Annotated in this window: 9 protein-coding genes and 1 tRNA gene; all 10 read right to left on the reverse strand. The window is 62.6% G+C overall.

The window, feature by feature from the left end:
• Nucleotides 1-166: 166 nt before the first annotated feature.
• Nucleotides 167-4411, reverse strand: a complete 4245-nt coding sequence (gene rpoC, locus AVE30378_RS31705) for a DNA-directed RNA polymerase subunit beta' (RefSeq protein WP_129247078.1) — start codon at nucleotides 4409-4411, stop codon at nucleotides 167-169.
• Complete coding sequence (rpoB, locus tag AVE30378_RS31710) at nucleotides 4411-8523, reverse strand: DNA-directed RNA polymerase subunit beta (RefSeq protein ID WP_129247080.1); 4113 nt, start codon at nucleotides 8521-8523, stop codon at nucleotides 4411-4413. The genes rpoC and rpoB overlap by 1 nt, the downstream gene beginning before the upstream one ends.
• Before the next feature lie 163 nt (nucleotides 8524-8686).
• Entirely contained in the window at nucleotides 8687-9067 is a 381-nt protein-coding gene (gene rplL / locus AVE30378_RS31715) for a 50S ribosomal protein L7/L12 (protein WP_013397031.1), read from the reverse strand.
• An 81-nt stretch (nucleotides 9068-9148) separates the two neighbouring features.
• Nucleotides 9149-9673, reverse strand: a complete 525-nt coding sequence (gene rplJ / locus AVE30378_RS31720) for a 50S ribosomal protein L10 (RefSeq protein WP_006389589.1) — start codon at nucleotides 9671-9673, stop codon at nucleotides 9149-9151.
• A gap of 271 nt (nucleotides 9674-9944) precedes the next feature.
• Complete coding sequence (rplA, locus tag AVE30378_RS31725; RefSeq protein WP_129247082.1) at nucleotides 9945-10640, reverse strand: 50S ribosomal protein L1; 696 nt, start codon at nucleotides 10638-10640, stop codon at nucleotides 9945-9947.
• 2 nt (nucleotides 10641-10642) lie between these two features.
• On the reverse strand, nucleotides 10643-11074 hold the full coding sequence (rplK, locus tag AVE30378_RS31730) for a 50S ribosomal protein L11 (RefSeq protein WP_006227005.1): 432 nt from the start codon (nucleotides 11072-11074) through the stop codon (nucleotides 10643-10645).
• Nucleotides 11075-11139: 65 nt separating this feature from the next.
• Nucleotides 11140-11673, reverse strand: coding sequence for a transcription termination/antitermination protein NusG (nusG, locus tag AVE30378_RS31735; RefSeq protein ID WP_105555685.1), 534 nt, complete (start codon nucleotides 11671-11673; stop codon nucleotides 11140-11142).
• A 9-nt stretch (nucleotides 11674-11682) separates the two neighbouring features.
• Nucleotides 11683-12063 carry a preprotein translocase subunit SecE gene (gene secE, locus AVE30378_RS31740; RefSeq protein WP_008157761.1) on the reverse strand — a complete coding sequence of 127 codons (381 nt, stop codon included), beginning with the start codon at nucleotides 12061-12063 and terminating at the stop codon, nucleotides 11683-11685.
• Between the two features lie 64 nt (nucleotides 12064-12127).
• Nucleotides 12128-12203 (reverse strand) — tRNA-Trp (locus AVE30378_RS31745).
• A 135-nt stretch (nucleotides 12204-12338) separates the two neighbouring features.
• On the reverse strand, nucleotides 12339-12455 hold a 117-nt coding region (locus AVE30378_RS31750), incomplete at its 5' end, for an EF-Tu C-terminal domain-related protein (protein ID WP_482757187.1).

Genomic DNA, 12455 nt, shown 5'->3' on the forward strand with positions numbered 1-12455 from the left:
GCGCTTACGGCTACCGCGACCAGGAATACTTCTTCCTCAAAATCCGCGCCGCCTTCCCCGGTAATGCTCAATGAATCAAAAAAAAGGCCGCTGATTTGCATCAGCGGCCTTTCTGCTTCCGGGGACCCCGCGCCGGGCGGCGTGGGAGTCCCGCGGGGGATTCCGCTTATTCGGCGGAGTCCTCGGCGCCCAGGTCGGCGGCAGGCGTCTCCGCATCCGAGCCCACCGTGACCGGCGAGTCTTCGAACGGGTTGGCCTGCTGGCGGGCGGCTTCGCGTTCCGCCGCCTCCAGCGCTTCCTTGTCCTTGCGGGCATGGTGGTACGCCAGGCCGGTACCCGCCGGGATCAGGCGGCCGACGATGACGTTTTCCTTCAAGCCGCGCAGGTCGTCGCGCTTGCCCATGATGGCGGCTTCGGTCAGGACCCGGGTGGTTTCCTGGAACGAAGCGGCCGAGATGAACGAGTCGGTCGACAGCGAGGCCTTGGTGATGCCCAGCAGCACGTTTTCGTAGGAAGCCGGACGGCGATCCTCAGCCGTGACGCGGTCGTTCTCGTTCAACAGCTCGGAGCGCTCGACCTGCTCGCCCGGGATGAACTCGGTATCGCCCGCGTCGACGATGTTCACGCGGCGCAGCATCTGGCGAACAATCACTTCGATGTGCTTGTCGTTGATCTTCACGCCTTGCAGACGGTACACGTCCTGCACTTCGTCGACGATGTAGGTCGCCAGCTTCTCGATGCCTTGCAGGCGCAGGATGTCGTGGGGATCGGCCGGGCCGTCCACGATCATTTCGCCCTTGTTCACGACTTGGCCGTCGTGCACCAGCACCTGCTTTTCCTTCGGAATCAGGAACTCGTGGCTGACGCCTTCCAGGTCGGTGATGACCAGGCGCTGCTTGCCCTTGGTGTCCTTGCCGAACGAGACCGTGCCGGTGACGTCGGCGAGCATGCCGGCATCCTTGGGCGAACGGGCTTCGAACAGCTCGGCCACGCGCGGCAGACCGCCGGTAATGTCGCGGGTCTTTTGCGATTCCTGCGGAATACGCGCCAGGACTTCACCCACGGCAACCTGCTGGCCGTCGCGCACCGTGATCAGCGCGCCTACCGGGAACGAGATGTTCACCGAGTGATCGGTGCCGGCGATCTTGACGTCTTCGCCGTTCTCGTTGACCAGCTTGATCTGCGGACGCATGACGATCTTGCCGCCACGGGTCTTCGGCGTGATGACGACGAGCGTCGACAGGCCGGTGACTTCGTCCACCTGCTTGGCAACGGTCACGCCTTCTTCGATGTTCTCGAAGCGGACGGCGCCGCCGTATTCCGACACGATCGGACGGGTCAGCGGATCCCACGTCGCCAGGCGCGCGCCAGCCTTCACGGCTTCGCCATCGCCCACCAGCACGGTCGCGCCGTACGGGATCTTGTGGCGTTCGCGTTCGCGGCCATTGTCGTCGAAGATCGCCAGTTCGCCGGAGCGCGAGATGGCCACGCGTTCACCCTTGGCGTTGGTGACGTAGCGCATCGTGCTGGCGAAGCCGACCGTACCGCTGGACTTGGTTTCCACCGCGCTGGCCAGGGCCGAACGCGACGCCGCGCCGCCGATGTGGAACGTACGCATGGTGAGCTGCGTGCCCGGTTCGCCGATGGACTGGGCGGCGATGACGCCGACCGCTTCGCCCTGGTTGACCGAGGAGCCGCGGCCGAGGTCGCGGCCGTAGCAGTGCGCGCACAGGCCATGGCGCGTTTCGCAGGTCAGCGGGGTGCGGACCTTGACTTCGTCCACGCCGATGCGGTCGATGGTGTCGACCAGGTCTTCGTCCAGCAGGGTGCCGGCGACGATGGCCGTTTCCTGCGTGTCCGGGTTGACGATGTCCACGGCCGCGACGCGGCCCAGGATGCGGTCGCGCAACGGTTCGATGACTTCGCCGCCTTCGACCAGGGCTTTCATGTTGTAGCCCTGCGAAGTGCCGCAATCGTCCTCGGTGATCACCAGGTCCTGCGTCACGTCGACCAGACGGCGGGTCAGGTAACCCGAGTTGGCGGTCTTCAGTGCCGTATCGGCCAGACCCTTACGCGCGCCGTGAGTCGAAATGAAGTACTGGAGTACGTTCAGGCCTTCACGGAAGTTCGCGGTAATCGGCGTTTCGATAATGGAGCCGTCCGGCTTGGCCATCAGGCCGCGCATACCGGCCAACTGGCGGATCTGGGCGGCCGAACCGCGGGCGCCCGAGTCAGCCATCATGTAGATGGAGTTGAACGATTCCTGGCGCACTTCCTCGCCATGGCGGTTGGTCACGGGTTCCGTGGCCAGTTGCTCCATCATCGCCTTGCCGACCTTGTCGCCGGCCTTGCCCCAGATGTCCACCACGTTGTTGTAGCGTTCCTGGGACGTGACCAGACCCGACGAGTACTGCTTGTCGATTTCCTTCACTTCGCGGCTGGCTTCGGCCAGGATGCCTTCCTTGGCGGTCGGGATCAGCATGTCGCCCATGGCGATCGAGATACCGCCGCGGGTAGCCAGGCGGAAGCCCGACTGCATCAGCTTGTCGGCGAAGATCACCGTGTCGCGCAGGCCGCAACGGCGGAACGACTGGTTGATCAGGCGCGAGATTTCCTTCTTCTTCAGCGCCTTGTTCAGGACGGTGAAGGGCAGGCCCTTGGGCAGGATCTCGGACAGCAGCGCGCGGCCGACCGTCGTCTCGTGACGGCGGATCACCGGCTGCCAGTCGCCGTTCTCGTCGCGCTCGTGCTCCTTCAGGCGCACGGTGATGCGGCTTTGCAGCTCGACTTCGCCGTTGTCATAGGCGCGCTGGACTTCAGCGACGTCCATGAAGAAGATGCCTTCGCCCTTGCCGTTGACGCGCTCGCGGGTCGTGTAGTACAGGCCCAGCACGATATCCTGCGACGGCACGATCGACGGTTCGCCGTTGGCCGGGAACAGCACGTTGTTGGACGCCAGCATCAGCGTGCGGGCTTCCAACTGGGCTTCCAGCGACAGCGGCACGTGGACGGCCATCTGGTCGCCGTCGAAGTCGGCGTTGAACGCCGCGCAAACCAGCGGGTGCAACTGGATGGCCTTGCCTTCGATCAGGACGGGCTCGAACGCCTGGATGCCCAAACGGTGCAGCGTGGGCGCACGGTTCAGCATGACCGGGTGTTCGCGGATGACTTCTTCCAGGATGTCCCAGACCACCGGTTCCTGGCTTTCCACCAGCTTCTTGGCGGCCTTGATGGTCGTGGCCAGGCCCATCATCTCCAGACGATTGAAGATGAACGGCTTGAACAGTTCCAGGGCCATCAGCTTGGGCAGGCCGCACTGGTGCAGCTTGAGCTGCGGACCCACCACGATGACCGAACGGCCCGAGTAGTCGACGCGCTTGCCCAGCAGGTTCTGACGGAAACGACCGCTCTTGCCCTTGATCATGTCGGCCAGGGACTTGAGCTGGCGCTTGTTGGCGCCCGTCATGGCCTTGCCGCGGCGACCGTTGTCCAGCAGCGAGTCGACGGCTTCCTGCAGCATCCGCTTTTCGTTGCGCAGGATGATTTCCGGCGCCTTCAGCTCCAGCAGGCGCTTCAAGCGGTTGTTGCGGTTGATGACGCGGCGGTACAGGTCGTTCAGGTCGGAGGTCGCGAAGCGGCCGCCGTCCAGCGGCACCAGCGGACGCAGGTCCGGCGGCAGCACGGGCAGCACTTCCATGACCATCCACTCGGCCTTGATGCCCGACTTCTGGAAGCCTTCCAGCACCTTCAGGCGCTTGGAGATCTTCTTGATCTTGGCTTCCGAGCTGGTGGCCTTCAGTTCGCCGCGCAGCGTTTCCACTTCGCGGTCGATGTCGATGGTGCGCAGCAGTTCGCGCACGGCTTCCGCGCCCATCAGGGCACGGAAGTCGTCGCCGTATTCTTCGGTCTTGGCGAGGAAATCGTCGTCCGACATGATCTGGCCGCGCTTGAGCGGCGTCATGCCGGGCTCGATCACGCACCAGGCTTCGAAGTACAGCACGCGTTCGATGTCGCGCAGGGTCATGTCGAGCACCATGCCCAGACGCGACGGCAGGCTCTTCAGGAACCAGATGTGCGCGACGGGGCTGGCCAGCTCGATGTGGCCCATGCGTTCACGGCGAACCTTGGCGACGGTGACTTCGACGCCGCACTTTTCGCAGATCACGCCACGGTGCTTCAGGCGCTTGTACTTGCCGCACAAGCACTCGTAGTCCTTGATGGGACCGAAGATCTTGGAGCAGAACAGGCCGTCGCGCTCGGGCTTGAACGTGCGGTAGTTGATGGTCTCGGGCTTGCGAACTTCGCCGTAAGACCACGAACGGATCTTCTCGGGCGAGGCGATGCCGATCTTGATGGCATCGAACTGCTCGTCTTGCGAGACTTGCTTAAAGAGGTCGAGTAGCGCTTTCATTAGTTACGCTCCAAATCCATGTCCAGGGCCAACGAGCGGATTTCCTTGACCAGCACGTTGAACGATTCCGGCATGCCGGCGTCGATGACGTGGTCGCCCTTGACGATGTTTTCGTATACCTTGGTACGGCCGGTGATGTCGTCGGACTTCACCGTCAGCATTTCCTGCAGGGTGTAGGCGGCGCCGTAGGCTTCCAGCGCCCACACTTCCATTTCCCCGAAACGCTGGCCGCCGAACTGCGCCTTGCCGCCCAGCGGCTGCTGGGTAACCAGGGAGTACGGGCCGGTCGAACGCGCGTGCATCTTGTCGTCGACCAAGTGGTGCAGCTTCAGGTAGTGCATGTAGCCGACGGTCACGGGACGCTCGAACTGCTCGCCGGTGCGGCCGTCGAACAGCCACGCCTGCGTGCGCGACGGCGTCAGGGCCATACGCTTGGCGACGTCGTCCGGATAGGCCAGTTCCAGCATCTTGGTGATTTCCTCTTCGGTCGCGCCGTCGAAGACGGGCGTCGCGAACGGCACGCCGTTCTTGAGGTTCTGGGCCATTTCCATGACTTCGTCGTCGGTCAGCTCGTCGATGCGCGCGCCGGTGCCGGTCGTGTTGTAGACCTTGTCCAGGTAGGCGCGGACGTTCTTGACCTGCGCGGTGCGCTCGTCGCGCAGCATGTCGGCGATGCGGTGGCCCACGCCCTTGGCAGCCCAGCCCAAGTGCACTTCCAGCACCTGGCCGACGTTCATCCGCGAGGGCACGCCCAGCGGGTTCAGAACGATGTCGGCCGGCGTGCCGTCAGCCATGTGCGGCATGTCTTCCACCGGCGTGATGCGCGAGACCACGCCCTTGTTGCCGTGGCGGCCCGCCATCTTGTCGCCAGGTTGCAGACGACGCTTCACGGCCAGGTAGACCTTGATCATCTTCAGCACGCCCGGGGGCAGCTCGTCGCCCTGCGTCAGCTTCTTGCGCTTCTCTTCGAAGGCCAGATCGAACTGATGACGCTTCTGCTCGAGCGATTCCTTGGCCTGTTCCAGCACGACAGCGTGCGGCTCGTCGGCCAGACGGATGTCGAACCACTGCCAGCGGTCCAGATCGGCCAGGTAGGCCTTGGTGATCGTGGCACCCTTGGCCAGCTTGCGCGGGCCGCCGTTGACGGTCTTGTTGACCAGCATCTTTTCGATACGGTCGAACTGGTCGTTTTCAACGATGCGCAACTGGTCGTTCAGGTCCTGGCGATAGCGGCGCAGTTCATCGTCGATGATGGACTGGGCGCGCTTGTCGCGCACGATGCCTTCGCGCGTGAACACTTGCACGTCGATCACGGTGCCGGTCATGCCCGAGGGCACGCGCAGCGAGGTGTCCTTAACGTCGGACGCCTTTTCGCCGAAGATGGCGCGCAGCAGCTTTTCTTCCGGCGTCAGTTGGGTTTCGCCCTTGGGCGTAACCTTGCCGACCAGCACGTCGTCGGCGCTGACTTCGGCGCCGATGTACGTGATGCCCGAATCGTCCAGGCGGTTCAGTTGCGTCTCGGCCAGGTTGCTGATGTCGCGCGTGATTTCTTCAGGTCCGAGCTTGGTGTCGCGAGCAACAACCGTCAGTTCCTCGATGTGCACCGAGGTGTAGCGGTCGTCGGCCACGACCTTTTCGGAGATCAGGATCGAGTCTTCGAAGTTGTAGCCGTTCCAGGGCATGAACGCGATCAGCATGTTCTGGCCCAGGGCGAGTTCGCCCAGGTCCGTCGATGCGCCGTCGGCCAGCACGTCGCCCTTGGCGACACGGTCGCCGCGCTTGACGATGGGACGCTGGTTGATGTTCGTGTTCTGGTTGGAACGCGTGTACTTGATCAGGTTGTAGATGTCGACGCCGACTTCGCCGGCGACGTTTTCTTCATCGTTCACGCGGATCACGACGCGTTCGGCGTCGACGTGGTCGACCAGGCCGCCACGCAGGGCTTGCACGGTCGTGCCCGAGTCAACGGCCACGGTGCGCTCGATGCCCGTACCCACGACCGGCTTTTCCGGACGCAGGCAAGGCACGGCCTGGCGCTGCATGTTGGCGCCCATCAGCGCGCGGTTCGCGTCGTCGTGTTCCAGGAACGGAATCAGCGAGGCGGCGACCGACACGATCTGCGACGGGGCGACGTCCATGTAGTGCACGTTGGCCGGAGCGGTCAACATCGTTTCGCCGGCTTCGCGGCAAGCGACCAGGTCGTCCACGAAACGGCCTTCCTCGTCCAGCGCCGCGTTGGCCTGGGCGATGACGTAGTGGCTTTCTTCGATGGCCGACAGGTAATCGATCTGCTCGCTGACGCGGCCGTCGATGATCTTGCGGTAAGGCGTTTCCAGGAAGCCGTACTCGTTCAGGCGAGCGTACAGCGCCATGGAGTTGATCAGGCCGATGTTCGGGCCTTCCGGCGTTTCGATCGGGCAGACGCGGCCGTAGTGGGTCGGGTGCACGTCGCGGACTTCGAAGCCGGCGCGCTCGCGGGTCAGGCCGCCCGGGCCCAGTGCGGAAACGCGGCGCTTGTGCGTGATTTCCGACAGCGGGTTGGTCTGGTCCATGAACTGCGACAACTGGCTCGAACCGAAGAACTCCTTGATGGCGGCCGAGATCGGCTTGGAGTTGATCAGGTCGTGCGGCATCAGGTTTTCCGTCTCGGCCTGGCCCAGACGTTCCTTGACGGCGCGTTCGACGCGCACGAGGCCGGCGCGGAACTGGTTCTCGGCCAGTTCGCCGACGCAGCGCACGCGGCGGTTGCCCAAGTGATCGATGTCGTCGATCTGGCCGCGGCCGTTGCGCAGCTCGACCAGCACCTTGATGGTTTCAAGGATGTCTTCGTTGGTCAGCGTCATCGGGCCGGTGATGTCTTCACCACGGCCGAGGCGGCTGTTGACCTTCATGCGGCCGACGCGCGACAGGTCGTACGTTTCTTCGCTGTAGAACAGGCGCTGGAACAGCGCTTCCACCGCTTCTTCGGTGGGCGGCTCGCCAGGACGCATCATGCGGTAGATGGCGACGCGCGCGGCCATCTGGTCGGCGGTCTCATCGGTGCGCAGCGTTTGCGAGATGTACGGACCGCGGTCCAGGTCGTTCGTGTAGAGCGCCTGGATGTCGTGCACGTTGGCGGCGCGCAGGGCGCCCAGCACGCTTTCCGTGATCTCGTCGTTGGCATTGGCGATGACTTCGCCGGTGTCGGGGTCGACGATGTTCTTGGCCAGCACGCGGCCGTACAGGAAGTCTTCCGGCACGGAGATGCGCTGGATGCCGCCGGCAGCCAGATCGCGCAGGTGCTTCGCGTTGATGCGCTTGTCCTTTTCGACGATCACCTTGCCGGAACGGTCGGAGATGTCGAAACGGGCCATTTCGCCCTTCCAGCGCTCGGGCACGAATTCCATCATCGCGCCTTCGCTCTTCAGTTCGAAGTTGTCGAAGTCGAAGAAGTTGGCCAGGATCGATTCCGGCGTCATGCCGATGGCCTTGCACAGAATCGTGACGGGCATCTTGCGGCGGCGGTCGACACGGAAGAACAGGACGTCCTTCGGATCGAATTCGAAGTCCAGCCACGAGCCGCGGTAGGGAATCACGCGGGCCGAGAACAGGAGCTTGCCGGAGCTGTGCGTCTTGCCGCGGTCGTGCTCGAAGAACACGCCGGGCGAACGGTGAAGCTGCGAGACGATGACACGCTCGGTGCCGTTGATGACGAAGGAACCCGTGCCCGTCATGAGCGGAATTTCGCCCATGTAGACTTCCTGTTCCTTCACTTCCTTCACGGTCGGCTTGCTGACTTCGCGGTCAAGCAGCACCAGGCGGACCTTGGCTCGCAGGGGCGAGGCATAGGTCAGGCCACGTTGCTGACATTCCTTGACATCGAACACCGGTTCGCCGAGCACATAGCTCACGAACTCCAAGCGCGCCATACCGTTGTGACTAACGATCGGGAAAATCGACGAGAACGCCGCCTGCAAACCGTCGGCTACGCGATCGGACGGGGCGGTATCCGCCTGCAGGAAAGTTAGGTAGGATTGAAGCTGTGTCGCCAACAGGAAGGGAACGTTTTGAACGTCTTCACGCTTGGCGAAGCTTTTGCGGATGCGCTTTTTTTCGGTGTACGAGTAAGGCATGAGCACTCCGACTCGAGGTTGCATGGGCCGTCAACCACGGCCCCAGGTGATACGACTCCAGGAAACCCCCCTGGAAAGGGCATGCCCCCAGTAGGGGTTTCCTGGAAACGCAAAAGCCCGGGGACTGCAAACTGCGCTGTCCCCGGGCAAGTTGACGCAGGTCTTACTTGACTTCGACCTTGGCGCCAGCTTCTTCCAGCTTCTTCTTGGCGGCTTCGGCGTCAGCCTTGGCCACAGCTTCCTTGACGGGCTTCGGAGCGCCGTCGACCAGGTCCTTGGCTTCCTTCAGACCCAGACCGGTCAGCTCGCGCACGGCCTTGATGACGCTAACCTTGTTGGCGCCAGCTTCGGTCAGAACGACGGTGAACTCGGTTTGCTCTTCAGCAGCGGCGGCGGCGCCACCAGCGGCGGGAGCAGCGACAGCGACAGCGGCGGCAGCAGCCGACACGCCGAACTTCTCTTCCATTTCCTTGATCAGCTCGGACAGCTCGAGCACGGTCATGCCAGCGATGGCGTCAAGGATTTCAGCTTTGTTAAGTGCCATTTTTCAGAACTCCAAATATTTTGGTAATGCCAGGGTTTGGGTGTCGCTCGGTCGTTCAGCGAATTCCGGACAGCAGGGCGATCAGGCCGCTGCCTTCTGGTCGCGCACGGCGGCGAGGCCACGGGCGAACTTGGTCGGAACTTCGTTGAGCGTACGCACGAATTGCGCGATGGGGGCTTGCATGGTGCCCAGCAGTTTCGACAGCAACTCTTCGCGGGAGGGCATGGTGGCCAGGGCCTTCACGCCTTCTTGGTTCAGCAGGCTGTTGGGCAGAGCGCCCGCCTTGATGACCAGCTTGTCGTTGCTTTTCGCGAAACCTGCGAGGACCTTGGCCGCCGTAACCGGATCGGCGCTGATGCCATAGATCAGCGGACCGGTCAGTTGCTCGGCCAACGGCTCGAAAGCCGTGCCGGCAACAGCACGACGGGCCAGCGAGTTCTTCAGAACACGCAGATACACGCCCGATTCACGCGCAGTTTTGCGCAGTACGGTGACAGAGGCGACGTCCAGACCACGGTACTCGGCGATAACGATCGATTGGGCCTTGGCAACTTCAGCCGAGACTTCCTCGATCACCACCGCTTTCTCTTGACGATTGAGACTCACGGTTTGAACACTCCATCAAAAGACGCTTGGGGCGAATGCCTTGCGCGTCAACCGAATGCGGCGCCTGGTCGAGTTCTTCGTGTAAAGAAATCTTCCTGGGGACGCCGTCTACGCTGGATCCGAACTATGCGAGCTTCGGGATTAAGCGGGGCAGCGGGGACTGCCTTCCTTACAGAAAAGCGAGACGCTTACTACCCTGCTCCAGCGGTCTTTGACAGCAGCATCCGGAAAAATCCGGATGCGGCCCAAAGTACGTTTACTACTGTCGGGCTCAGGCCGACAGCGAGGCAATTTCCACGCGCGCACCGCCGCCCATCGTGGACGAGACGGCCAGCTTGCGCAGGTAAATGCCCTTGGCGGCTGCGGGACGGGCCTTTTGCAGGGCGTCGACCAGAGCGGCCAGGTTGGTTTGCAGTTGTTCCACGCCGAACGACGCGCGGCCGATCGTTGCGTGGATGATGCCGGCCTTGTCGGTGCGGTACTGAACCTGACCGGCCTTGGCGTTCTTGACGGCGGTGGCGACGTCGGGGGTCACGGTGCCGACCTTCGGGTTCGGCATCAGGCCACGGGGACCCAGGATCTGGCCCAGGGCACCCACGACACGCATCGTGTCGGGCGAGGCGATGACCACGTCGAAGTCCATTTGACCGGCCTTGATGCTGTCGGCCAGGTCGTCCAGACCCACGATGTCGGCGCCGGCGGCCTTGGCGGCTTCAGCCTTGTCGCCTTGGGCGAACACGGCGACGCGGACCGACTTGCCGGTGCCGGCGGGCAGCACGACCGAACCGCGGACCAGTTGGTCCGACTTCTTCGGGTCGATGCCGAGTTGCACGGCCACGTCAATGGATTCATTGAACTTGGCGACGGCGGTTTCCTTGACCAGGGTCAGGGCTTCAGCGACCGGGTACAGCTTCGTGCGGTCGATCTTCTGCGCAATGCTTGCGGCGCGCTTGGACAGTTTTGCCATGATTAGATCCCCTCAACCGTGATGCCCATGCTGCGGGCGCTGCCAGCGATCGTACGCACGGCGGCATCCAGATCAGCGGCGGTCAGATCGGGGCCCTTGGCCTTGGCGATCTCTTCAGCTTGAGCGCGGGTCAGCGTGCCGACCTTGTCGGTGTGCGGCTTGGCCGAACCCTTTTGCACGCCGGCGGCCTTCTTGATGAGGACCGTCGCGGGCGGGGTCTTCATGATGAAGGTGAAGCTCTTGTCCGCGAAGGCGGTGATCACCACCGGAATCGGCAGACCGGGCTCCATGCCCTGGGTCTTGGCGTTGAACGCCTTGCAGAATTCCATGATGTTCAGGCCACGCTGACCCAGAGCCGGGCCAATCGGGGGGGAGGGGTTAGCCTTACCAGCCGGCACTTGCAGCTTGATAAAGCCGACGATCTTCTTCGCCATGCTTTGCTCCTTGCGGGTTATATCGCTCCGTGCCGTTCAGGCCCGAAGCTCCCCGGGGTTTGAAATTAGGTCTTTTCGACCTGACTGAAATCGAGCTCGACGGGCGTGGCGCGACCAAAAATGGTGACAGACACGCGCACCTTGCTCTTTTCGTAATTGACTTCTTCGACGTTGCCGTTGAAGTCCGCAAACGGACCTTCCTTGACCCGAACCATCTCGCCCACTTCGAACAGGATCTTGGGGCGGGGTTTCTCGACACCCTCTTCCATCTGGGAGAGGATCTTCTCGACTTCCTTTTCGGAAATCGGGGTCGGACGGTTGCCCGAGCCACCCAAAAAGCCGGTGACGCGGTTGGTGTTCTTGACCAGGTGCCACGTTTCGTCGGTCAGGTCCATTTCGACCAGGACATAACCGGGGAAAATGCGGCGTTCGGTGATCGACTTCTGGCCACCCTTGACCTCGACGACTTCTTCGGAGGGCACAAGAATGCGGCCAAAAGACGTCTGCAAGGCCGCGCGCTCGATGCGCTCGATCAGGGCCTTGTGAACACTTTTTTCCATGCCGGAGTACACATGGACGACATACCAACGCTTACTCATTCGCCGTCCTTATTTCCAGCCCAGCAACAGGCCGTAAAGAATCCATTCGATGCCCTTGTCGAGCACCCACATGAAAATGCCCATGACCGCCACAAACGCGAAAACGATGCCCGTCATCTGGGTCGTTTCCTTGCGCGTGGGCCACGAGACACGCTTGACTTCGTTGTAGGACTCGCTGGCGAAGCTTAGGGTCCGGCGGCCGGGCTCGCTGAACCAGGCGATCACGGCTGCGATCACGAGGCCGCCGACGAACACGCCGACCCGGGCAGGCATCGGCTGCGCGCTGAGCACGGAGAACCCGACGATGCCAGCAATAACGACAAGAACCGCCAGTCCGAGCTTCACCCGGTCGGCGGTACTGGTTACGGTTTCTACGCTGGTATTAGACATATTGCGACGCGAGCCGCCGTGAATGCGTAACTCGCGATGATCTCCCGCGGGTTTATCCTGGCGGTGGCAGGGGCAGTAGGAATCGAACCTACAACCTTCGGTTTTGGAGACCGACGCTCTGCCAATTGAGCTATGCCCCTAAAACACTACACTTGCACTAGCACAGCTAGCTGCCGCCTTACACGCGATAGCTTGCGGAACCATACATCATACTACTTTTACAGCGACAATGGATAGAGGGACCGAAAAGCCCACTCTATCCATCGGGGTATTGATTACTTCAGGATCTTGGCGACGACGCCGGCGCCGACGGTACGACCGCCTTCACGGATGGCGAAACGCAGGCCTTCTTCCATGGCGATCGGGGCCAGCAGCTTGACGGTCATCGTCAC

This window comes from Achromobacter veterisilvae (genome assembly GCF_900496975.1).
Lineage (GTDB): Bacteria > Pseudomonadota > Gammaproteobacteria > Burkholderiales > Burkholderiaceae_B > Achromobacter > Achromobacter veterisilvae.